This window comes from Mesobacillus sp. S13 (assembly GCF_020422885.1).
GTDB classification, from domain to species: domain Bacteria; phylum Bacillota; class Bacilli; order Bacillales; family Cytobacillaceae; genus Mesobacillus; species Mesobacillus selenatarsenatis_A.
This window is the reverse complement of sequence record NZ_CP084622.1, coordinates 170,401-193,144: the sequence shown is the minus strand read 5'-3', so window position 1 is coordinate 193,144 and position 22,744 is coordinate 170,401. Positions and strand designations below refer to the sequence as shown.

The following is a 22,744-nucleotide window of genomic DNA, read 5'->3' as shown; positions in this document are numbered from 1 at the left end:
TATGATACTAAAAACCCGGTACGAACCAGACGAATTAAAAATTATGAACCTCCTGGAACCACGAATGAATTTTACGGAAAAAGAAAAACAGAGACATTATAGGCTGAAAAAAGGCTATGAGGGTGAAGTCAAGTATGATCGATGGATGAAAAGCCTTGAGATCCAAAACCTAACGCTGAACGACCTTCTCCTCGAGGCAAGCAACACCACGTTCCAGATTGATTCCAGTGTCATTACCCAGAATAAACTTCTACTATTCGAAGTTAAAGATTTCGAAGGTGAATACTACTACGAAGACGAACGTCTTAAAATAATCTATGGCGAAGAAATCAAAGATCCCCTGCTCCAACTAAAACGCAATACCTCTCTGTTTCGCCAACTGCTTGCCAGCCTCGGCTTTCACCTTGAGATTGAATCCTATGTCATATTCATCAACCCCGAGTTCACCCTGTACCAGGCCCCCAAGAATGCACCTAACATCTTACCCAGCCAACTGAACCGCTTCATGAAAAAATTGAATAAAAGACAATCCAAACTGAATAACATCCATCAGAAGATTGCCGACAAGCTACTTGAGTTGCATACAGTGGATAACCCCTATAAACGATTGCCGAAGTATGAGTATGAACAGTTGAAGAAAGGGATAGTTTGTGGGGAGTGTCATTCGTTTGTGGATCAAGTCGTGAAAAGGGAATTTGTGTGCAGTCATTGCGGCAGTCATGAAAAAATTGATACCGCAGTACTGCGGAATATTGAAGAAGTAAGGTTGCTATTTCCTGATAAAAAGATCACTACTACTTTAATTTATGAATGGAGCAATGGTGCACTATCAAGAAAGGTTATAAGGAATATTTTATCTGATAACTTTAATGTGGTCAGCACAAAAAGACATCAGTATTTTGAAGTTAGTAGTAAGTAATTTTTATTAGTATCGCTTTATATGTGTCCATTTGAGGTTCTCTCCCTAATTCGGACTTATTAAATTTTTCTATATGACCTTTCGGAGACTCTCAACTCGTTTTGGGCCTATAGAATTTTTCTATGTGACCTTTTTGATACTCTTAACTTGTTTCGGGCTTATAGAATTTTTCTATGTAACCTTTTGAGGACTCCTGCCCCGTTTTGGGCTTTTAGAATTTTTCTATGTGACCTTTTGGAGACTCTCAACTCGTTTTGGGCTTATAGAATTTTCTATGTGACCTTTTGGAGACTCTTAACTCGTTTTGGGCTTATAGAATTTTTCTATGTGACCTTTTGGAGACTCTTAACTCGTTTCGGGCTTATAGAATTTTTCTATGTGACCTTTTGGAGACTCTTAACTCGTTTCGGGCTTATAGAATTTTTCTATGTGACCTTTTGGGAACTTCCACTTCGTTTTGGGCTTATAGAACAATTTACTCATCTTGGAATTACACATAAACAAAAACCCAGCCAGCAAATCAATGCTGACTGGGTTCCAATCAAAATACCAAATTATTCAACCGTAACTGATTTAGCCAGGTTACGTGGCTTATCGACGTCACAGTCGCGGTGCAGCGCTGCGTAGTATGAGATCAACTGCAGCGGGATTACTGAGATAAGAGGTGTTAATAGGCTGTGCACTTCTGGGATGACGAAGCGATCTTCGTCTGTTTCCAGTCCGTTCATGGAGATGATGCACGGGTTTGCTCCGCGGGCAACGACTTCTTTGACGTTTCCACGGATGCTCAGGTTGACGAATTCTTGTGTAGCAAGAGCGATGACTGGAGTGCCTTCTTCAATCAAGGCGATGGTTCCGTGCTTCAGCTCGCCGCCTGCAAAGCCTTCAGCCTGGATGTACGAGATTTCCTTCAGCTTCAACGCACCTTCTAGTCCTACGTAGAAGTCGATTCCGCGTCCGATGAAGAATGCGTTTCTTGTGATAGTCAGGTATTCGCGTGCGATGCTTTCGAACTCTTCTTTGTCGTCGCAAAGAGCTTCCATTGCTGTCGCTACGATTCCTAATTCCTGTACAAGATCAAAATCAACTACATGGCCAATTCCGCGAGCAGTTACTTCTGCTAAAATTGCCAGTACAGCAAGCTGTGCTGTGTACGCTTTTGTTGAAGCAACCGCAATTTCAGGACCAGCGTGAAGTAGAAGAGTGTAGTCTGCTTCACGGGAAAGCGTTGAACCAGGAACGTTCGTAATCGTCAATGCTTTGTAGCCCATCTCCTTCACTTGCACAAGAACCTGGCGGCTATCCGCAGTTTCTCCGCTTTGTGAGATGAAGATGAACAATGGCTTTTCTGATAGAAGCGGCATATTGTAGCCGAACTCACTTGAGATGTGGACTTCAACAGGAATCTTAGCCAATTTTTCGATGAACTGCTTGCCGACAAGACCAGCATGGTATGAAGTACCCGCAGCGATGATGTAGATGCGGTCTGCATCCTTCATAGCCTTAACGATGTCAGAGTCGATTTCAAGTGCGCCTTCGCCATCCTGATAGTTCTGGATGATTTTACGCATCACAAGCGGCTGCTCGTCGATTTCCTTGAGCATATAGTGAGGGTATGTTCCCTTTTCAATGTCGCTTGCATCAAGCTCTGCTGTGTAAGGAGCGCGAGAAATCACTTCTCCATCAAGGTTCTTGATTGTCACTTCATCTTTCGTGACAATTACCATTTCCTTGTCCATCAGTTCAACATATTGGTTTGTTACCTGGATCATTGCCATTGCGTCACTGGCAACAACGTTGAAGCCATCGCCAAGGCCGACTAGAAGCGGGCTCTTGTTTTTCGCCACAAAAATCGTGTCTTCGTTTTGCTCATCTATAAGGGCAAGTGCATATGAACCGTGTAAAAGTGTCAGCGTCTTACGGAACGCTTCTTCTAAGCTCAGACCTTCTTTTACGAACAGTTCAATTAACTGAACGATAATTTCAGTGTCTGTTTCACTCTTCAATTCGACATTCTGCAAATACTCGCGCTTCAATAGATCATAGTTCTCGATGACGCCATTGTGGACAAGAGTCAGTCTGCTTGTTGAGCTTTGGTGAGGGTGAGCGTTCACCTTGCTTGGAGGACCGTGAGTCGCCCAACGAGTATGGCCAATACCAGCGTTCGCCATTACACCGTTGTCCACTGCGTTGCGAAGATCCGCAATGCGTCCCTTTTCCTTAAAAACGTGAACTCCCTTTTCGTTCATGACTGCGATTCCCGCAGAGTCATACCCTCTATATTCAAGCTTTTCAAGGCCTTTTAATAAAATCTCTTTCGAGTCATAATTTCCGATATATCCAACGATTCCACACATAACTTCTTTTCCTCCTGTACGACAGGGGGCAAGAAGCCTCTTATATAGGGGCAGCTTGCCCCCTTATCTCATATAATTGGTTTGAGGTTAGACTTCGTAAATCCAATCCTCTTTAATTTTAGCATCCCCATCTTTTTGTGCATTAAGTTGCCCTAATGTTTTGAAGATGAAATTGTCGGCTGTGCTTTCAGCCGGGAGGCATCCGCCGAAACTTCGATAAACCTCCACCTCGTCAACTAATCCACATTTCCGTCCAAGGATTAGTCCTGGCGCTTTAGTTTTCCATTGATCTACCTCTGCCCACCTTTCGATAAGTTGTTTTCAAGTCGATAAGTTGTTTTCAAGGCAAAAAGCAGCCTTTTACAAAAACAGGATTATCATACATGATACTTACCCATCCGTCAATAGAAATTCAAAGGAAAACAGCCTTCCCGTACAAATACCCTTTATAGGACAGCTAAAAACTCCCTTCTTAAATAAATATGCATAAGGGCTCTTCTTTGTGCTTTGGAGCCCTTATGCATATGACTGAATTCTATTCTTTTAAGCCCATTTCCTCTTGAACAACCGCTGCGATACGGTTTACATATTCCTGGCAAAGCTCTGCTGTTGCTGCTTCTGCCATGACTCGTACCAATGGCTCTGTTCCGGAAGGACGGACAAGGATACGGCCATTGCCGTTCATTTCCGCTTCAACCTCTTCAATTACTGCTTTTACCTTCTCGTTATCTGTTACGTGATGCTTATCCGTCACACGGATGTTCACAAGAACCTGCGGATATTTCTTCATTTCCGCTGCCAGTTCAGAAAGCGGCTTTTTAGTTGCTTTCATGATGTTGGCAAGCTGCAGACCTGTCAGCAGGCCATCACCTGTTGTATTGTAGTCCAGGAAAATGATATGACCTGACTGCTCGCCGCCGAGATTATAGCCATTCTTTTTCATTTCTTCTACTACATAACGGTCGCCCACAGCCGTTTGGACGCTCTGCACACCGTTTTCCTCGAGGCCTTTGTAAAAACCAAGGTTACTCATCACAGTAGAAACGACTGTACCCTGTTTTAACTGGCCGCGTTCCTTCATGAATTTCCCACAGATATACATGATCTGGTCGCCATCAACGATGTTTCCTTTTTCATCAATCGCAATCAGGCGGTCGCCATCCCCGTCAAAAGCAAGACCTAAATCCGCTCCCTTTTCCTTGACGAATTCAGCAAGTGCCTCAGGATGTGTCGAGCCTACGCCATCATTGATATTCAGGCCGTTAGGCGATGCACCCATTGTGGAAGTATCAGCATCAAGGTCAGCAAACAAATGCGTAGCCAAAGATGACGTTGCTCCATGTGCACAATCAAGAGCGATGTGCAGCCCAGTGAATTCTTCATCAACTGATTGTTTAAGGTATTGCAGATACTTTTGACCGCCTTCAAAATAATCATTCACCTGTCCAAGGTTAGCACCTACTGGACGAGGCAGCTCATCTGTTTCCATATCCATCAATTGTTCGATTTCATTCTCTTGGTCATCAGATAGCTTGTATCCGTCCGGTCCAAAGAATTTTATCCCGTTATCTGCAACTGGGTTATGAGAGGCAGAAATCATGACGCCAGCCTGTGCCCCAAGTGCCTTTGTCAAATAAGCTACCCCTGGAGTAGAGATGACGCCGAGCCTCATGACTTCCGCTCCGATTGATAATAGGCCGGCAACCAGTGCTCCTTCAAGCATATGTCCCGAAATACGAGTGTCTCTTCCGATCAATACCTTAGGGCGATCATGCTCCTTTGTCAGGACATAGCCTCCAAAGCGGCCTAGCTTGAAAGCCAATTCTGGCGTTAATTCGCTGTTCGCAACACCGCGTACTCCGTCTGTACCGAAATATTTACCCATTCTTAAAATCTCTCCTTGTATGAAAATTGCAGTCAATTACGCATCTTTTTTCGCAACAGATATACTGGCTTTTTCTTTAGCCAATTTCCAAGTTATATTTTGGGGTGCTGTCACTATCAAGTCGACTTCATGATTTCCCTCATCCAGTTCCGACACATCAATCAGAATTCTAAAATCATCGGATGAAAGGGCGGAAACAATATCACTCGGCCCTGAAATAGTCAGGTTAGCCTGACCGTTTGCAGGATCCAGAAAATCGACTTCATAGCCATCATCTTTCCCATCAATTTCAATGGGAACATTGGATATACTTCTCTCGGAAGCCTTAGTGACTTTAACGGCCACTTTAACTGTTTCAGGAGAAACCTGGACAATTCCTTCACCAATAATGACTGGGAGGGTGAGTTCCGTGTCCTCATCAATCTTGCTGACATCTACCTCAACCCTTACTTGATCGAACTTCTCAAGAAGAGCTGGATCAGCGATGATTTCAGCTTCCTTCGTTTCCAAAGTGATAGAATCGATCGTTACCCCACTTGGAGGAGTCCCTTTACGTACAATATCAATCGGAACCTTTTTACTTGAGCTCTTCACCGGGATGGTTACTTCAACGACTCCAGGTTCAACGATAACATCTAATTTATTCATGTCCTTATCAAGGGCCAGGACACTCGCTTCTCGTGTGATGGTATCCGAGATTTTTCCGGATGAATTCACAGTAGCCTTTACATAAGTGATTCTATCGATAACATCCTTGGCACCTGTTATTTTGACTTTGTTAGGCTTAACCGTTGGCTTCTCAGCAATATAGCCTTCTTCAACTATATTTCCGTTGAATTCTGCCTCCACTCCGAATTCCTTCGTAACCTTTTCCTGGATTGATACATTTGCATACCCAGGCTCGATGGTAACAGTCAGACGGTCTGAAACATCTTTAATCGTGATCGGTACTCGCTGATTGCCGATTTCGGCATCCGTTAAATCAACGAACACTTCAAAGTTCCGTAGTGTTTTCGCCTGCTGCACAAGATTTTTCGGTCCTTGCAGCGTGACGGAAACCGTTTCAGGAACGCCTGATACGACCAGAGTATCGGTATCATAGATTCTTTTTACCGGAACGTCTTCAATGATCTCTACCTTTTCATCTGATGGTACATTCACATCACCGGGCTTATCTGGATCATTTTTAGGGACAGATCCAAAAAGCAGGACCGCAAGAACCAGGGCAACAACTTTTATGAACCAGGGATTATCCATCCATTTATCCATTTTTCTTCCCCCTCCAATTCCAGCGGGTAGAAGCTGCCTGCTTGATTCTTGATGGTGAAACCAGCTCGGCTGTGAGCAGTTCCCTTAGCGTTTCCCCGCTCAAGTCCCTGTAAAGTTCGCCATTCCGGGTGACTGAAACATTGCCTGTTTCCTCAGAAACGACAATCGTGATACTGTCAGTTACTTCACTGATACCGAGTGCGGCCCTATGCCTTGTACCGAGTTCCTTCGAAATGAACGGACTTTCTGACAGCGGCAAATAACAAGCCGCTGCGGCAACGATGTTTTTCTGTATGACTACAGCTCCATCATGAAGCGGCGTATTCGGTATGAAAAGATTGATCAACAGTTCAGAAGAGATTCTTGATTGAAGCTGAATGCCTGTTTCTATGTAATCACTCATCCCTGTTTCTCTTTCAATTGAGATCAATGCCCCGATCCGGCGCTTAGCCATATAATCGGTGGCCTTGATAATGGCCTCCACCATCTTCTCTTCGTCTTCCTCTTCCTGCAGACCTGTTCTGGAAAAAAGCCGCCCTCTGCCGAGCTGTTCAAGCGCACGCCGCAATTCGGGCTGGAAGATAATGATAATGGCCAGGAATCCCCAGGTTAGTACTTGTTCCATCATCCAACTGAGCGTATTCAATCCGAAGTAATCACTGATAAACTTTACAATCAGGATGACAAAAATCCCTTTTAAAAGCTGGACAGCCTTCGTACCTCGAATAATTGCAATCAGCTTGTAAATGACGAACCAAACCAGGAGAATGTCAACAATATTAGCTAGATATTCTAAAAAATCGAAATCCGCAAACGACATTGCACTTCCTCCAGTAGTTTAGTAAGGCTCCTTCAGGCAAAATCATAAATTGCCGGAAGGTTAATCAGCCTTTTTTATAAGGCTATATTGTTAAAAAGTAGATCGGCTTCGGGGTTGCTGGTAAGCTCAGCAAAAAGATGCTCCTAAGCCTTTTGAAATGAGATGTATCATTCATAAAGGGCAAAATCGCCTTTTGAAAAAAATCCACTTCAGCTATAAATAAATGTAACTTTTTTATTATACCATAAGCTTTATTCAAATTAATAATGATGTCAATTGCAGTGTCCCTGACAGTGGGTCCTCATCGGATTCCTTTCTAAAATTGCCTTAAAAAACAGCCATTCCTATTGGAATGACTGTTCTTTTTCGTCGTTCTCAAAGAGATCTGCCGTGTTTTTAGCTGTCTTCTTAATATGGTACCAAATCCACTCGAACACTTCATTGACCTCTGTTATTTCACCAGTGACATTTCCGGCAGATGCCATGTAATTCTCACCACTGATCAACTCACCGTTGATCACTGTGACATTCCCCTGAACCTCGCCGTCAATTTTCACCTTGCCATTCCTGACTACAACATCCCCTTTTACAACTTCCCCTTCAGGCACGATAACCGTATCATTTTCAACTACCAAATTTGGCTGCTTCGATACTGAAAACTGGTGATCTTCATTCCAGGTTGAAAAGATGCTGGCTGTCATTAATGCCAGAAAAAGAGAGGCAGCTGTTACCAATGGATGGCTCCGGAACCAACGCTGGATTTCGGTCTTCTTTTTTTCTTTCGGAAGCCCAGCCATAACCTTTGAAGTAAAATCCTCTGGGGCCTGGATGTGAGAGGTGCTCTGTACAAGCGCAATTGCTTTATTCAGCTCCCTGAAGTATTCCTGGCAATCTTTACAGCTTTGCAGGTGCTCCCTTAAAACCTTTTCATGTTCTTCGGAAATTTCTTCATCTAAGTATTCATGCATATAGTCGATAAATTGTTCTGGACATTTCATATTCTTTCACCTCACCTTATACGTGTCGCAACTGCTGCCTTAAGGCTTCTCTTCCTCGATGAATCCTCGTCTTCACTGTGCCAAGCGGCAAATCAAGTATTTCGCTGATCTCATTCAAGCTGAGCTCTTCAATATACTTTAATACGATGACCGATCGATATTTATCGGGTAGTTTTGAAATTTCTTTTTGGATCGTATCATGCAATTCGATACTTTCGACCTCATCCTCTGGTAAAGGTGTTTCAGATGGAACCTGCGAATACATCGTCAAGCCCTCTGTTCCAGGCACTTCCGCATCAAGGAAATAATCGGGTTTCTTTTTGCGGATCCGGTCAATGCATAGGTTAGTCGCAATTCTATACAGCCATGTTGAAAACTTCAAGTTTTGATTGAAGCTGTTAATATTGATATATGCACGGATAAATGCCTCTTGTGCAATATCTTCTGCCTCGTGCCGATTCCCGAGCATACGGTAGCAAAGCTGGAATACCTTGTCCTTGTATACCTCAACAATCTCTCCATAGGCATTCTGGTCTCCCTTGAGTACTTGCTTTATTCTGTGTTTAACGATTGTCTCCATTATTTTACCTCCGCGCTTCATGCGGCTAATCGATATACGAATCGATTCCGTAAAAGGTTTCGTTTTTTTTATAAAAACTTTATTTATGTATTTTAATGACAAAATTATCAACTAACTGACTTATTTTGCGAAAAAAATATAAAAACACGATAACTTTATATTAACAAATTATTACCAGTTTGGTTTAAAAAGTTTTATAAGGGGTATAAATGAACTATATTTTATTGAAAGCGAGGAACTAATAGTGTGTGCAGATACGTTGTTGAAGGATATTGAAAATTGCCGTAAAGAAATGGTTGAGTTAGCCGCAAAAACCTCGCTGTCAAATCAAAGGGTTGTAGCCATAAGCACTAAACTCGACCATCTGCTAAATAAATATGATCACTTAACTTCCAAAAAGACATTTCTATATTAATAATAAGAGAGCAGCAGCCAGACTTGGCCGCTGCTCCTATTTTTGCGTGCTAGTATGATTCTATTCCAAAACTATATGAGCATTACAAAAGTTTTTCTCCAAATAAAGAACCCATCAATGCCACTGCTGCGACAGCTGTCTTGTTCTTCTCATCAAGGATTGGATTGACTTCGACAAATTCAGCTGATGTAATCACTTTCGCTTCAGCTAACATCTCCATCGCCAGGTGGCTTTCACGATAACTGATCCCTCCAGTTACCGGCGTACCGACACCAGGAGCATCGGTTGGATCAAGGCCATCCAGATCGAGTGAAAGGTGGACGCCATCCGTCTTATCTTTAAGATAGTTGACCGTCTCCTCAATGACAGCAGCCATTCCAAGACGATCGATTTCATGCATCGTAAACACTTTAATGCCCATTTCCTTGATGAGGTCCTTTTCACCATCATCCAGTGCACGCGCTCCGATTATGACAATGTTTTCAGGCTTTACCTTCGGTGCAAACCCACCTAATTGTGTCAGCATCTCATGACCCAAACCTAGGCTCGCTGCCAGTGGCATTCCGTGTATATTACCAGACGGAGAAGTTTCCGCTGTATTCAAATCGCCATGAGCATCATACCAAATGACACCCAGGTTCTTATAATGCTTGGATACACCCGCCAATGTCCCTATCGCAATGCTATGGTCACCGCCTAATACAAGCGGAAATGAACCTGATTCAATAATCTTGTCTACCTCTTCAGCAAGCAAACTATTTTTTTCCGCTACCAGTTCCAGGTTGCGCAGATTGCTATTAGGATCAATCTTTACCTCAGGTCTGCCAACAGCTATATCTCCCAGATCCTCTATCTCATCAAATAACACTCTCAGTCTTTCATTTATTCCAGCATAACGGATCGCACTCGGGCCCATGTCGACTCCCCTTCTCATCTGACCCAAATCCATAGGCATGCCAATAATCGAAAGTTTCTTCATTTCTTCTCCCCCTTGCTATCTCTCGTCTACCCCCTATTTTAAACGCTTTCATTCAAATGACTCAACTGGACAATTTCATGAATATATATACGGTTTAGAATTGAGTGAATTTATATATTGAAGTATCCGTAAAACCATAATAAGGGAGGATTTGAACAGCTAGTGCGAGAAGGAGCAGTGAAGTTCCCGCCTGATGACGTGCGGCTAAATCACTGATTGTTGAAAAAAAAGCACATGCACTGCAATGTGGATTCTTGACAGCTTTAGGCCTTTACACCCAGAAACCTGTCGTAATAACTGCACTTTCTTGACAACTTTGAGCTCTACACCTTGAAACCTGTCATAATAACTGCACTTTCTTGACAGCTTTGAGCTCTACATCTTGAAACCTGTCATAATAACCTCACTTTCTTGACAGCTTTGAATTCTACTCCATGAAACCTGTCATAATAACTGCACTTTCTTGACAGCTTTGAGCTCCATAACCTGAAACCTGTCATAATAACTCCGCTTTCTTGACGGCTTTGGGCTCTACACCTTGAAAGCTGTCACAATAATTCCGTTTTCTTGACAGCTTTGAACTCCATTACCTAAAATCTGTCATAATAACCGCTCTTTCTTGACAGCTTTGGCCTCTTCTCCTAAAAAGCTGTCACAATAACTGCTCGTACTTGAGCCCCAACTCCTAAAAGTATGGCTATAACCATGCTCTCTTATAGCTTAAACCCTCACCAAACTCTATCGATTGAAAAATAAAAAAAGCCATAAATCCAATTGGATTTATGACTGAAATGGTATTTATGTAGTGTGATGGTGGAGCCTAGCGGGATCGAACCGCTGACCTCCTGCGTGCAAGGCAGGCGCTCTCCCAGCTGAGCTAAGGCCCCATTTTGGAGCGGAAGACGGGATTCGAACCCGCGACCCCAACCTTGGCAAGGTTGTATTCTACCACTGAACTACTTCCGCATGTTTTTATTATATAGATAAGACCCCTAAAAATAAAGTACAAGTTCATTCTTAGGGGTCTTAACATGAGTGAGCCATGAAGGACTCGAACCTTCGACCCTCTGATTAAAAGTCAGATGCTCTACCGACTGAGCTAATGGCTCAAAAAAATGGCTGGGCTAGCTGGATTCGAACCAACGCATGACGGAGTCAAAGTCCGTTGCCTTACCGCTTGGCTATAGCCCAATGAAAAAATAAAAAGGACATTAGTAGCTTGTCCAATTTTAATATGTATTAAAATGGTGGAGGGGGACGGATTCGAACCGCCGAACCCTGAGGGAGCGGATTTACAGTCCGCCGCGTTTAGCCACTTCGCTACCCCTCCACATAATAAAGCTTCCTAAAACTAATACATGCTTATAATCCTTTTCGGGATTTTTCGCATCTTTTCACTGAAATTTATTCAGGTAATTTAGAAAGAAGGTGCCGGCAAGAGGACTTGAACCCCCAACCTACTGATTACAAGTCAGTTGCTCTACCAATTGAGCTACACCGGCATGGTTAATAATAAATGGTGGAGGATGACGGGATCGAACCGCCGACCCTCTGCTTGTAAGGCAGATGCTCTCCCAGCTGAGCTAATCCTCCATTTGGTGACCCCTACGGGATTCGAACCCGTGTTACCGCCGTGAAAGGGCGGTGTCTTAACCGCTTGACCAAGGGGCCATATAATAATATATTCAGAGCTTCCAAGCGGGCTCGAACCGCTGACCTCTTCCTTACCATGGAAGTGCTCTACCTGCTGAGCTATGGAAGCATGTTGCTGCCAGCTCAAACGACTTTCGTCATTTAGAGATAATGGCTCCGCAGGTAGGATTCGAACCTACGACCGCTCGGTTAACAGCCGAGTGCTCTACCACTGAGCTACTGCGGAATAATGATAATTTTCATAACTCTTGCAGATGATTCGAATACCACATCTTAGAGTAATCTAAGATGATCATGCATCATCGCCCGGCGGCGTCCTACTCTCACAGGGGGAAACCCCCAACTACCATCGGCGCTGAGAAGCTTAACTTCCGTGTTCGGTATGGGAACGGGTGTGACCTTCTCGCCATCGCCACCAGACAATTTTTAAGGACAATATTTATTATACTGCCTTTTATGCATTTTTCAAGAGGTAATTTTTTTTGCTGTCGCAAAAAATTTATTCCCTCAAAACTAGATAATGTGTAAGAAGAATTTCAAGAAAAACGAATGATCTATTTGGTTAAGTCCTCGAACGATTAGTATCAGTCAGCTCCACACGTCACCGCGCTTCCACCTCTGACCTATCAACCTGATCATCTTTCAGGGTTCTTACTAGCTTGCGCTATGGGAAATCTCATCTTGAGGGGGGCTTCATGCTTAGATGCTTTCAGCACTTATCCCGTCCGCACATAGCTACCCAGCGATGCCTTTGGCAAGACAACTGGTACACCAGCGGTGCGTCCATCCCGGTCCTCTCGTACTAAGGACAGCTCCTCTCAAATTTCCTGCGCCCACGACGGATAGGGACCGAACTGTCTCACGACGTTCTGAACCCAGCTCGCGTACCGCTTTAATGGGCGAACAGCCCAACCCTTGGGACCGACTACAGCCCCAGGATGCGATGAGCCGACATCGAGGTGCCAAACCTCCCCGTCGATGTGGACTCTTGGGGGAGATAAGCCTGTTATCCCCGGGGTAGCTTTTATCCGTTGAGCGATGGCCCTTCCATGCGGAACCACCGGATCACTAAGCCCGACTTTCGTCCCTGCTCGACTTGTAGGTCTCGCAGTCAAGCTCCCTTGTGCCTTTACACTCTGCGAATGATTTCCAACCATTCTGAGGGAACCTTTGGGCGCCTCCGTTACTCTTTAGGAGGCGACCGCCCCAGTCAAACTGCCCACCTGACACTGTCTCCCGCCCCGATCAGGGGCGTGGGTTAGAATTTCAATACAGCCAGGGTAGTATCCCACCGACGCCTCCACCGAAGCTGGCGCTCCGGTTTCTCAGGCTCCTACCTATCCTGTACAAGCTGTACCAAAATTCAATATCAGGCTACAGTAAAGCTCCACGGGGTCTTTCCGTCCTGTCGCGGGTAACCTGCATCTTCACAGGTACTATAATTTCACCGAGTCTCTCGTTGAGACAGTGCCCAGATCGTTACGCCTTTCGTGCGGGTCGGAACTTACCCGACAAGGAATTTCGCTACCTTAGGACCGTTATAGTTACGGCCGCCGTTTACTGGGGCTTCGATTCAGAGCTTCGCGTGAGCTAACCCCTCCTCTTAACCTTCCAGCACCGGGCAGGCGTCAGCCCCTATACTTCGCCTTGCGGCTTCGCAGAGACCTGTGTTTTTGCTAAACAGTCGCCTGGGCCTATTCACTGCGGCTCATCCGGGCTATTCACCCAAATGAGCACCCCTTCTCCCGAAGTTACGGGGTCATTTTGCCGAGTTCCTTAACGAGAGTTCTCTCGCTCACCTTAGGATTCTCTCCTCGCCTACCTGTGTCGGTTTGCGGTACGGGCACCTTTTATCTCGCTAGAGGCTTTTCTTGGCAGTGTGGAATCAGGAACTTCGGTACTATATTTCCCTCGCTGTCACAGCTCAGCCTTCACGCAAGCGGGATTTGCCTCACTTGCAGCCTAACTGCTTAGACGCGCATATCCAACAGCGCGCTTACCCTATCCTCCTGCGTCCCCCCGTCGCTCAAACGATAAAGAGGTGGTACAGGAATATCAACCTGTTGTCCATCGCCTACGCCTTTCGGCCTCGGCTTAGGTCCCGACTAACCCTGAGAGGACGAGCCTTCCTCAGGAAACCTTAGGCATTCGGTGGATGGGATTCTCACCCATCTTTCGCTACTCATACCGGCATTCTCACTTCTAAGCGCTCCACCAGTCCTTACGGTCTGACTTCAACGCCCTTAGAACGCTCTCCTACCACTGACATCTAAGATGTCAATCCACAGCTTCGGTGATACGTTTAGCCCCGGTACATTTTCGGCGCAGAGTCACTCGACCAGTGAGCTATTACGCACTCTTTAAATGGTGGCTGCTTCTAAGCCAACATCCTGGTTGTCTAAGCAACTCCACATCCTTTTCCACTTAACGTATACTTTGGGACCTTAGCTGGTGGTCTGGGCTGTTTCCCTTTTGACTACGGATCTTATCACTCGCAGTCTGACTCCCACGGATAAGTCTTTGGCATTCGGAGTTTGTCTGAATTCGGTAACCCGATGAGGGCCCCTAGTCCAAACAGTGCTCTACCTCCAAGACTCTTACAACGTGAGGCTAGCCCTAAAGCTATTTCGGAGAGAACCAGCTATCTCCAAGTTCGATTGGAATTTCTCCGCTACCCACACCTCATCCCCGCACTTTTCAACGTGCGTGGGTTCGGGCCTCCAGTTGGTGTTACCCAACCTTCACCCTGGACATGGGTAGATCACCTGGTTTCGGGTCTACGACCACATACTCATTCGCCCTATTCAGACTCGCTTTCGCTGCGGCTCCGTCTTCTCAACTTAACCTTGCATGTAATCGTAACTCGCCGGTTCATTCTACAAAAGGCACGCCATCACCCATGAACGGGCTCTGACTACTTGTAGGCACACGGTTTCAGGATCTCTTTCACTCCCCTTCCGGGGTGCTTTTCACCTTTCCCTCACGGTACTGGTTCACTATCGGTCACTAGGGAGTATTTAGCCTTGGGAGATGGTCCTCCCAGCTTCCGACGGGATTTCTCGTGTCCCGCCGTACTCAGGATCCACTCAGGAGGGAACGAAGTTTCAACTACAGGGTTTTTACCTTCTCTGACGGGCCTTTCCAGACCACTTCATCTACCCCGTTCCTTTGTAACTCCATGTAGAGTGTCCTACAACCCCAAGAGGCAAGCCTCTTGGTTTGGGCTATGTCCCGTTTCGCTCGCCGCTACTCAGGGAATCGCGTTTGCTTTCTCTTCCTCCGGGTACTTAGATGTTTCAGTTCCCCGGGTCTGCCTTCAATACCCTATGTATTCAGGTAAAGATACTGTTCCATTACGAACAGTGGGTTTCCCCATTCGGAAATCTCCGGATCAAAGCTTACTTACAGCTCCCCGAAGCATATCGGTGTTAGTCCCGTCCTTCATCGGCTCCTAGTGCCAAGGCATCCACCGTGCGCCCTTTCTAACTTAACCTAAAAGGTCATTTCTCTAATTGAATAGAGAGAAAACTAAAATGGCGATCACTCGGTTTTTCTTGGTTCTTCTTACTTACGATTATCTAGTTTTCAAGGAACAAAAAAGCTTTGAGAGAATTGCTCCCTCAAAACTAAACAAACAAGCTAGTCAACAGTACGAACCAGAAGGTTCGCATTCCGATTGCCATTACGGCAATATCCTTAGAAAGGAGGTGATCCAGCCGCACCTTCCGATACGGCTACCTTGTTACGACTTCACCCCAATCATCTGTCCCACCTTAGGCGGCTGGCTCCAAAAGGTTACCCCACCGACTTCGGGTGTTACAAACTCTCGTGGTGTGACGGGCGGTGTGTACAAGGCCCGGGAACGTATTCACCGCGGCATGCTGATCCGCGATTACTAGCGATTCCGGCTTCATGCAGGCGAGTTGCAGCCTGCAATCCGAACTGAGAATGGATTTATGGGATTGGCTCGACCTCGCGGTTTTGCAGCCCTTTGTTCCATCCATTGTAGCACGTGTGTAGCCCAGGTCATAAGGGGCATGATGATTTGACGTCATCCCCACCTTCCTCCGGTTTGTCACCGGCAGTCACCTTAGAGTGCCCAACTGAATGCTGGCAACTAAGATCAAGGGTTGCGCTCGTTGCGGGACTTAACCCAACATCTCACGACACGAGCTGACGACAACCATGCACCACCTGTCACTCTGTCCCCCGAAGGGGAACGCCCTATCTCTAGGGTTGTCAGAGGATGTCAAGACCTGGTAAGGTTCTTCGCGTTGCTTCGAATTAAACCACATGCTCCACCGCTTGTGCGGGCCCCCGTCAATTCCTTTGAGTTTCAGCCTTGCGGCCGTACTCCCCAGGCGGAGTGCTTAATGCGTTTGCTGCAGCACTAAAGGGCGGAAACCCTCTAACACTTAGCACTCATCGTTTACGGCGTGGACTACCAGGGTATCTAATCCTGTTCGCTCCCCACGCTTTCGCGCCTCAGCGTCAGTTACAGACCAGAGAGCCGCCTTCGCCACTGGTGTTCCTCCACATCTCTACGCATTTCACCGCTACACGTGGAATTCCGCTCTCCTCTTCTGCACTCAAGTTCCCCAGTTTCCAATGACCCTCCCCGGTTGAGCCGGGGGCTTTCACATCAGACTTAAGGAACCGCCTGCGCGCGCTTTACGCCCAATAATTCCGGACAACGCTTGCCACCTACGTATTACCGCGGCTGCTGGCACGTAGTTAGCCGTGGCTTTCTGGTCAGGTACCGTCAAGGTACCGGCAGTTACTCCGGTACTTGTTCTTCCCTGACAACAGAGCTTTACGACCCGAAGGCCTTCATCGCTCACGCGGCGTTGCTCCGTCAGACTTTCGTCCATTGCGGAAGATTCCCTACTGCTGCCTCCCGTAGGAGTCTGGGCCGTGTCTCAGTCCCAGTGTGGCCGATCACCCTCTCAGGTCGGCTACGCATCGTTGCCTTGGTGAGCCGTTACCTCACCAACTAGCTAATGCGCCGCGGGCCCATCTGTAAGTGACAGCCGAAACCGTCTTTCAGCTTTCCCTCATGTGAGGGAAAGGATTATCCGGTATTAGCTCCGGTTTCCCGAAGTTATCCCAGTCTTACAGGCAGGTTGCCCACGTGTTACTCACCCGTCCGCCGCTGATCTTCAAAAGCAAGCTAATGAAGATCCGCTCGACTTGCATGTATTAGGCACGCCGCCAGCGTTCGTCCTGAGCCAGGATCAAACTCTCCAAGAAAGAGTTATGAGTTAGCTCATAAAGTTAAAACGTTGGCTCATGTTCTTCTATAATAGAAGCCATGAAAATTTATTGTTTGTTGACGCTTGTTTGTTTAGTTTTCAAAGAACAATTTATTGTCTCGCCGCTCAGAAGCGACTTTCATAATATAGCATGTGGCCATTTAATTGTCAACCACATTTTTTATTATTTTTTACCGCCGATCATCGTGTTAGCGACTGGCTCAGCAGCGACGTTTATTAATATAACAGGATAATTTATGTCCGTCAATAATAATCTTAAAAAAGTTTCATTACTTTATTATTGGCCTTTATACATGCTTTTCTTCGCTGGCATATACTTAAGGCATTCCTTTGGGGATGCTACTCTTTTAAAAAGAGAAAACAATATTTGATACCTTTCCTTCATGGATCTTTTAACGACATGATCAATACGATCATCCTTCAGATCGAATAGGATTTCATCCATTTCCCTTTTAATTAAGTATTCTAGCTCTTTCAGTTCCTTCTCATTGATCAGAACACCAAGCATATATACACTCCTGTTCATTTTCACATAGTGGTTGTAGTGTTATCTTTTTTCCGGATTTTTATAATCTGATTTTTTATTATCATATCTTTTTAGGCTGTGGAATAAAAATTAGACAAGGAGTGCATTGGACGAGGTGGTGAGAAAATGAATTTTTTTTATGTAATGAATGCGAAGTCGATTAAAACCGTTTTTGTCATCGTGATTGCAGCTTTTTTTACAGCTTGGTTCTTTTACATGGATAATATAGTTCAAATCCCTGCTTTTTCAGCAAAGGACGGTCCTAAAGCCATCTATAAAGGTGAGAAGGATTTGGCCTTGACCTTTAATATTGGCTGGGGCGATGAAAAAGCGGAACCGATTCTTGATGTACTCAAGAAAGAGAAAGCCGGAGCTGTCACCTTCTTCTTGTCAGGTTCTTGGGCAGAAAGGCATCCAGACTTGGTGAACAGGATGGTGAAAGAAGGTTACGAAATTGGCATGCTGGGTTATGAGTATAAGGATTATACCGATCTTGAAGAAGACAAGGTCAGACGCGATATCCAGAAGGCCCAGGAAGCATTTAAAAAGCTTAATGTTAAAAACATTGAGTTACTGCGCGCCCCTACTGGCCATTTCGACCAACGCACGCTAAAAATTGCCGAGCGCCTTGGTTATACGGTCGTCCACTGGAGTCTTGATACAAAGGATTGGACGAATCCGGGTACGGAGGTAATTGCCGAGAATGCTTCTAAAGCCAAAAAAGGCGATATCTTATTGATGCATGCATCAGATTCAGCTAAACAAACAGCTGAAGCACTGCCGCTTGTGTTAAAAGATATCAGGTCGAAAAACCTGAAAATGGTCACGGTATCCGAAATGATTGCCAATGGAGATTCTAAATCAGCTGAAGTAAAATAAATAACCGTCCAACTATGCGTTGGACGGCTTTTTTTGTGCCTTTTTATTAGGTTTCACATTTGACTTAGCCTTTTCTTCAAGAACCTTCCGTTCCTGAAGTGATTTTTGGTTCAGCTTATGAAGAACCAATAGCTGGTAGGCATTACAAACTAACAATGGAAATAGCATGAGATAAAGCCAGCTATGCTCGTTCACACGGAGTACAGGCACCCATTCAACCACTGTTACGACAATCATGAAAAACAATGCTGGTATAAAAGCTTCTTTATTTGTTTGCTTAACCTTCATGAACGCCACAATCAGTCCAGCAACCAGTACGATCACAGCAAGTCCTAAATAGGACATGATACTCTCGCCATTTTCCGCAAATGTGGCAAAACGCAAGTAGACAAGGTCAAACAATACAAACGCAATCAACAGGACCTGTACTGGATTCCATAATGATTTAAAAATACCCAGTCCAAAGCGGTGCACTGTCAAATATGCAAAGAAACCCATTTGGCTAAGAATGCTAAATATAAGTCCAACACCCATTAGCCATACTAAAATTGAAAGGAATTCTAGAATGTTGAAATCACTCAGCAGGTGCTGGAATTCACTCCAGCGGACAATAAAACCAACGACAGCAGTTGTTACCGCCCCAACTGCTAAAGTGGTGAGAAATAAGTGTACCCAATTACGGCTAGTCACGATTTTTTCCCCCAAAACAAAATTAAACTTCACTATATGATTGTACCAATGCGGATTTGAAAAATCTAGGTGTCGTTATTCGTGCATAACAATTTGTCATTTTACTCATCCTAAAATTAGGGCTGTCTATGTGAAAGGGGAATGGAAGATGAAGAAAATCGTGAAATTTATACTCCCTGCTTCCTTTTTACTTTTAGCTGCCGGCTGTGCTTCTCCAGCCGAGTCAGCAGGGGAAGTCGATTATGAGGAAACAAAGAAAATGGTTGTCGATATCCTGAAGACTGACGATGGCAAAAAAGCGATCCAGGAAGTCATGGGTGACGACGGCATGAAGGAAAAGCTAATAATGGACCAGCCGGTCGTAATTGATACAGTTGAAAAAACACTGACATCTGAAAAGGGAATGGATTTCTGGAAAAAATCCTTTGAAGATCCAAAATTCGCTGAGAGTGTAGCAAAAAGCATGAAGAAGGAAAATGAAAAGCTGTTAAAGGACCTTATGAAGGATCCAGAATATAAGGGCATGATGATTGAAGTCATGAAGGACCCTGAACTTGAAAAGGAATTAACTAACGTCCTCAAAAGCAAAGAATACCGGGAGCATCTACAGAAAATCATGACAGAAACCTTTGAAAGCCCGTTATTCAAAGCCAAACTTCAAGCGTTGATTGTCAAAGCTGCTGAGGAAATGCCAACCCAAAAGTCTGAAGGAGGCTCCGAAGAAGGTGGAGGAGGTTCTGGCGGCGGTGGCGGGGATTCAGGCAGCGGTTCTGGAGGTCAATAGTAATTGGATTAGCAAAGTCCATTGATCAGCCCCGACAACCGATTAACTGAATATAAAAATGAACGAGCCTCTCCGATCAGGAGAGGCTCTCTTATTATTTTCCAAGCATTTGAACAACTTGCTGGGCAATATTCGTATAAATCGCGCCAATCTTATCGTCTTCCTGATAGATGGACGGTGCAAAATCTTCTTCATTCCAGGTCGGCTGGCCTAACGGCAGTTTGCCTAATAGCTGTGTATTTAGCTCGTCTGCAAGCTTTTCGCCCCCGCCTTGACCAAAGACATATTCTTTTTCCTCAGTCAGCTTACTTTCAAAGTAGGACATGTTTTCAATGACACCAAGAATTTCATGTTCTGTTCTAAGGGCCATTGCACCTGCACGCGCAGCAACGAATGCAGCCGTTGGGTGAGGCGTAGTAACAATGATTTCTTTACATGATGGCAACATGGTGTGCACATCCAATGCCACGTCTCCTGTTCCTGGAGGCAAGTCCAATAAGAGGTAATCCAATTCTCCCCACTCGACTTCATTGAAGAAGCTGTTCAGCATTTTTCCAAGCATCGGTCCGCGCCAGATGATCGGTGCATTATCTTCCACAAAAAATCCCATAGAGATGACCTTCACTCCGTGCCTTTCAACAGGAATGATTCTTTCTCCCCTTACAACCGGACGCTTCGTGATTCCCATCATGTCAGGAACACTGAAACCATAGATGTCCGCATCCACAAGTCCGACTTTTTTGCCTAAACGCGCAAGAGAGACAGCAAGGTTCACGGATACAGTGGATTTACCCACTCCGCCTTTTCCGCTCGCGATTGCGATGAATGTTGTTTGGTTATTAGGAGAAAGCAGGCCTTCTTCTTCTTCCGGAGCTGCTGTCTGGTATTTAGAGAGGACTTCTGCAGGAAGGTCAAAGAATCGCAGACCTACAGATGCCGCTCCAGCGCCTTTTAAAACATTGACAATTTCTGTTTGCAGCTGCAGCTGCTCGGCTGTACCTGTTTTGGCGATGCCAATTTTAACGCTTACATGGTTCTTCTCTTCTTTAATCTTGATTTCTTCGATGGCATTGATCTCTTCGAGTGTTTTATGTAAAAATGGTTCCTTAATGTCTTTTAAACTTTCTCGTACCTTAGCTTCAGTTAACATTTTGACACCTTCCTCTGTAAAAATTTATCTCCAAGGACAGTATACCATAATGATAAAATTCCTAAGTGTTAAACCTATCACACATTTCTGAAAGATATTTTTACCATATACAAGGAGGGTTGGGTTAATACAGACATTATTAAGATATTGCCGCCATTCAAAACGGATCAAACACCTAAAAACCCCAAATGAAAAAGAAGGATCCATGACCCTTCTTTATTTTTCCCAAAACTTCTGTTCATCTGTAAAATATCGGAGCATGCCTTCGTAAATAGAGGCAGCTACTTTTTCCTGATATGCTTCATCTCTAAGGTTTGCCGCTTCCTGCGGGTTGGAGAGAAATCCGATCTCGACCAAAACTCCCGGTTTATTGGTATGCTTCAGCAGATAAATACTATTCGCTGCCTTTGCATCTCGATCTGTATTCTCAAGGTTACGGCGTAATTCGTCCTGGATCAGTTTGGCGGCTCGCTTGTTTTCTTTGTAGTTCGTGGAGTAGAAGGTTTGAGCCCCTTTCCATTTGGACGAAGGTATTGCGTTCAAGTGGATCGTTGCAAAAAAGTCAGCTTCCGATTCATTGATCAAATCGAGTCTCCTTTTCAAATCCTGGACCTTCCGCTTACTGTAGCCCTTAAGTCCTTTATCCGCAAGGTCAATATCTGTTTCACGCGTCATGATGACGAGGGCTCCCTGCTGCTGGAGGTAATCCCGCAGCTTCAAGGTAACATTAAGTGCGATATCTTTTTCAAAAGGCTCATCCTCTCCTGCCCCAGGGTCGACCCCGCCATGCCCTGGGTCCAGATAGATGATTTTCCCCGAAAGCGGCAGGTTCCAGGATTCCCATGAATCATTTTCGGTAAAATCATACTGCAATATGAGGAACAGCACGGCAAGACCGGCTGCGAATAATCCAATTTTTATTTTCTTTAGCATGTTCTATTCCATCCTCCCCAGCTAGTCCCTGATAATAAACTATATGGGACGGGTCGGCGGTTTAGAACTCTCGCCCTTAATGCAGCCTTAGCTTATATTTCTTTTCACCCTTCATGAATCCTTCTCTCCACCAGCTATCACAATATTGCTCGCATAAATAATATAGCTCCTCTGAACCCACTCCTTCTTCTCCCTTCCCCCAAAAAAGGAAAAAGTTATACAAGGTGTCAATCAGGTGACGTTCTTCTTTTTCACAGCGAGGTTTGACATCCTCCAGTGGTTCTCCGAAATATCCAAAACGGCTGAACTTGGCGCCGAGTAAATAGGCTTCTATCGCTACATCATAACAAGCTTCTTCGATTCCTGAATTCATGATCAGGTTCGACGTGAGCCTTGATGAGCCAAAATATTGTTTCACCCTGGCCTGCAGGATGTTGATTGATAATTCACGGAGCATCGCTCGCTCATATTTCACTTGTTTTTGCTTTCTTTTATCGACAAATGTCGTTACGACGTTCAAAGTATATTCACCCCTTAGGAAGTAGTGTTCAACCTGCGGATGGGTGTAATGCAACCAAGCCGGACGATTCCTTTTCCAGTTTTCTCAGACGTTTACAGAATAATATCAAGTTAA

At 45.0% G+C, this 22,744-nt stretch carries 16 protein-coding genes, 10 tRNA genes and 3 rRNA genes; 4 read left to right on the top strand and 25 right to left on the bottom strand.

The features are described from left to right. The first annotated feature begins 1 nt into the window (after position 1). On the top strand, positions 2-919 hold the full coding sequence (locus tag LGO15_RS01080; protein WP_226086371.1) for a nuclease-related domain-containing protein: 918 nt from the start codon (positions 2-4) through the stop codon (positions 917-919). 554 nt (positions 920-1,473) lie between these two features. Here LGO15_RS01080 and glmS read toward each other — a convergent pair. The 6 genes from glmS to sigW all read right to left on the bottom strand — a co-directional run bounded on the left by glmS (position 1,474) and on the right by sigW (position 8,828). Beyond that, positions 1,474-3,276 (bottom strand): glutamine--fructose-6-phosphate transaminase (isomerizing), encoded by a 1,803-nt coding sequence (glmS, locus tag LGO15_RS01075; protein ID WP_226086370.1) that lies wholly within the window; start codon positions 3,274-3,276, stop codon positions 1,474-1,476. A 535-nt stretch (positions 3,277-3,811) separates the two neighbouring features. After that, a complete protein-coding gene (gene glmM, locus LGO15_RS01070; protein ID WP_167834288.1) occupies positions 3,812-5,161 on the bottom strand; it encodes a phosphoglucosamine mutase in 1,350 nt (449 codons plus the stop codon). A 36-nt stretch (positions 5,162-5,197) separates the two neighbouring features. Beyond that, positions 5,198-6,430: a CdaR family protein gene (locus tag LGO15_RS01065; protein WP_226086369.1), complete on the bottom strand. Its 1,233-nt coding sequence runs from the start codon at positions 6,428-6,430 to the stop codon at positions 5,198-5,200. Beyond that, positions 6,423-7,250 carry a diadenylate cyclase CdaA gene (gene cdaA / locus LGO15_RS01060; RefSeq protein WP_167834290.1) on the bottom strand — a complete coding sequence of 276 codons (828 nt, stop codon included), beginning with the start codon at positions 7,248-7,250 and terminating at the stop codon, positions 6,423-6,425. Before cdaA ends, LGO15_RS01065 begins: the two co-directional genes overlap by 8 nt. A 344-nt stretch (positions 7,251-7,594) precedes the next feature. Beyond that, positions 7,595-8,248, bottom strand: a complete 654-nt coding sequence (locus LGO15_RS01055) for an anti-sigma factor family protein (protein ID WP_167834291.1) — start codon at positions 8,246-8,248, stop codon at positions 7,595-7,597. Positions 8,249-8,264: 16 nt separating this feature from the next. After that, a complete protein-coding gene (gene sigW, locus LGO15_RS01050; RefSeq protein ID WP_167834292.1) occupies positions 8,265-8,828 on the bottom strand; it encodes an RNA polymerase sigma factor SigW in 564 nt (187 codons plus the stop codon). A gap of 244 nt (positions 8,829-9,072) precedes the next feature. Between sigW and LGO15_RS01045 the strand changes: the two genes are divergently transcribed. Beyond that, positions 9,073-9,243 carry an aspartyl-phosphate phosphatase Spo0E family protein gene (locus tag LGO15_RS01045; protein ID WP_167834293.1) on the top strand — a complete coding sequence of 57 codons (171 nt, stop codon included), beginning with the start codon at positions 9,073-9,075 and terminating at the stop codon, positions 9,241-9,243. Between the two features lie 82 nt (positions 9,244-9,325). Here the strand turns inward: LGO15_RS01045 and rocF are convergent, their stop codons facing one another. The 15 genes from rocF to LGO15_RS00970 form a co-directional block, all read right to left on the bottom strand. Continuing rightward, a complete protein-coding gene (gene rocF / locus LGO15_RS01040) occupies positions 9,326-10,222 on the bottom strand; it encodes an arginase (protein ID WP_167834294.1) in 897 nt (298 codons plus the stop codon). Positions 10,223-11,033: 811 nt separating this feature from the next. Next, positions 11,034-11,109: transfer RNA gene (locus tag LGO15_RS01035), tRNA-Ala, on the bottom strand. Between the two features lie 4 nt (positions 11,110-11,113). Continuing rightward, positions 11,114-11,188: transfer RNA gene (locus LGO15_RS01030), tRNA-Gly, on the bottom strand. A gap of 70 nt (positions 11,189-11,258) precedes the next feature. After that, positions 11,259-11,331: transfer RNA gene (locus tag LGO15_RS01025), tRNA-Lys, on the bottom strand. A 7-nt stretch (positions 11,332-11,338) separates the two neighbouring features. Then, positions 11,339-11,413, bottom strand: a tRNA-Gln gene (locus LGO15_RS01020). Between the two features lie 54 nt (positions 11,414-11,467). Further along, a tRNA-Tyr gene (locus LGO15_RS01015) sits at positions 11,468-11,552 on the bottom strand. Positions 11,553-11,651: 99 nt separating this feature from the next. Beyond that, positions 11,652-11,724, bottom strand: a tRNA-Thr gene (locus LGO15_RS01010). Positions 11,725-11,739: 15 nt separating this feature from the next. Continuing rightward, positions 11,740-11,815 (bottom strand) — tRNA-Val (locus LGO15_RS01005). 3 nt (positions 11,816-11,818) lie between these two features. Then, positions 11,819-11,893 (bottom strand) — tRNA-Glu (locus LGO15_RS01000). Between the two features lie 18 nt (positions 11,894-11,911). Beyond that, positions 11,912-11,984 (bottom strand) — tRNA-Thr (locus tag LGO15_RS00995). 42 nt (positions 11,985-12,026) lie between these two features. Further along, positions 12,027-12,101 (bottom strand) — tRNA-Asn (locus tag LGO15_RS00990). A 78-nt stretch (positions 12,102-12,179) separates the two neighbouring features. Next, positions 12,180-12,295: ribosomal RNA gene (gene rrf / locus LGO15_RS00985) — 5S ribosomal RNA — on the bottom strand. A gap of 138 nt (positions 12,296-12,433) precedes the next feature. Then, positions 12,434-15,368 (bottom strand): 23S ribosomal RNA (locus LGO15_RS00980). A 207-nt stretch (positions 15,369-15,575) separates the two neighbouring features. Continuing rightward, positions 15,576-17,125: ribosomal RNA gene (locus tag LGO15_RS00975) — 16S ribosomal RNA — on the bottom strand. Together the 16S, 23S and 5S rRNA genes with 10 tRNA genes alongside form the textbook arrangement of a ribosomal RNA operon. A 300-nt stretch (positions 17,126-17,425) precedes the next feature. Continuing rightward, a complete protein-coding gene (locus tag LGO15_RS00970) occupies positions 17,426-17,656 on the bottom strand; it encodes a hypothetical protein (protein WP_167834127.1) in 231 nt (76 codons plus the stop codon). Positions 17,657-17,800: 144 nt separating this feature from the next. On the opposite strand from LGO15_RS00970, the gene pdaB reads away from it, so the two are divergent. After that, a complete protein-coding gene (gene pdaB / locus LGO15_RS00965) occupies positions 17,801-18,553 on the top strand; it encodes a polysaccharide deacetylase family sporulation protein PdaB (RefSeq protein WP_167834126.1) in 753 nt (250 codons plus the stop codon). 12 nt (positions 18,554-18,565) lie between these two features. Here pdaB and LGO15_RS00960 read toward each other — a convergent pair whose 3' ends face one another. Next, positions 18,566-19,243, bottom strand: coding sequence for a KinB-signaling pathway activation protein (locus tag LGO15_RS00960; protein WP_167834125.1), 678 nt, complete (start codon positions 19,241-19,243; stop codon positions 18,566-18,568). A 148-nt stretch (positions 19,244-19,391) separates the two neighbouring features. Between LGO15_RS00960 and gerD the strand changes: the two genes are divergently transcribed. Further along, positions 19,392-20,027, top strand: coding sequence for a spore germination lipoprotein GerD (gene gerD / locus LGO15_RS00955; protein WP_167834124.1), 636 nt, complete (start codon positions 19,392-19,394; stop codon positions 20,025-20,027). A gap of 94 nt (positions 20,028-20,121) precedes the next feature. On the opposite strand, the gene LGO15_RS00950 is transcribed toward gerD, so the two are convergent. From LGO15_RS00950 to LGO15_RS00940, 3 genes are all read right to left on the bottom strand, one after another. Further along, complete coding sequence (locus LGO15_RS00950) at positions 20,122-21,177, bottom strand: P-loop NTPase (protein WP_167834123.1); 1,056 nt, start codon at positions 21,175-21,177, stop codon at positions 20,122-20,124. A gap of 216 nt (positions 21,178-21,393) precedes the next feature. Beyond that, entirely contained in the window at positions 21,394-22,110 is a 717-nt protein-coding gene (gene cwlD, locus LGO15_RS00945; RefSeq protein WP_226086368.1) for an N-acetylmuramoyl-L-alanine amidase CwlD, read from the bottom strand. A gap of 76 nt (positions 22,111-22,186) precedes the next feature. Further along, positions 22,187-22,630, bottom strand: coding sequence for a YbaK family protein (locus LGO15_RS00940; protein ID WP_167834121.1), 444 nt, complete (start codon positions 22,628-22,630; stop codon positions 22,187-22,189). Positions 22,631-22,744 lie beyond the last annotated feature (114 nt).

Bases quoted from the DNA above. Each gene is read 5' to 3' on its own strand.
- LGO15_RS01080 (WP_226086371.1), top strand. From the start codon at position 2: ATGATACTAAAAACCCGGTACGAACCAGACGAATTAAAAATTATGAAC.
- glmS (WP_226086370.1), bottom strand. From the start codon at position 3,276: ATGTGTGGAATCGTTGGATATATCGGAAATTATGACTCGAAAGAGATT.
- glmM (WP_167834288.1), bottom strand. From the start codon at position 5,161: ATGGGTAAATATTTCGGTACAGACGGAGTACGCGGTGTTGCGAACAGC.
- LGO15_RS01065 (WP_226086369.1), bottom strand. From the start codon at position 6,430: ATGGATAAATGGATGGATAATCCCTGGTTCATAAAAGTTGTTGCCCTG.
- cdaA (WP_167834290.1), bottom strand. From the start codon at position 7,250: ATGTCGTTTGCGGATTTCGATTTTTTAGAATATCTAGCTAATATTGTT.
- LGO15_RS01055 (WP_167834291.1), bottom strand. From the start codon at position 8,248: ATGAAATGTCCAGAACAATTTATCGACTATATGCATGAATACTTAGAT.
- sigW (WP_167834292.1), bottom strand. From the start codon at position 8,828: ATGGAGACAATCGTTAAACACAGAATAAAGCAAGTACTCAAGGGAGAC.
- rocF (WP_167834294.1), bottom strand. From the start codon at position 10,222: ATGAAGAAACTTTCGATTATTGGCATGCCTATGGATTTGGGTCAGATG.
- LGO15_RS00970 (WP_167834127.1), bottom strand. From the start codon at position 17,656: ATGCTTGGTGTTCTGATCAATGAGAAGGAACTGAAAGAGCTAGAATAC.
- pdaB (WP_167834126.1), top strand. From the start codon at position 17,801: ATGAATTTTTTTTATGTAATGAATGCGAAGTCGATTAAAACCGTTTTT.
- gerD (WP_167834124.1), top strand. From the start codon at position 19,392: ATGAAGAAAATCGTGAAATTTATACTCCCTGCTTCCTTTTTACTTTTA.
- LGO15_RS00950 (WP_167834123.1), bottom strand. From the start codon at position 21,177: ATGTTAACTGAAGCTAAGGTACGAGAAAGTTTAAAAGACATTAAGGAA.
- cwlD (WP_226086368.1), bottom strand. From the start codon at position 22,110: ATGCTAAAGAAAATAAAAATTGGATTATTCGCAGCCGGTCTTGCCGTG.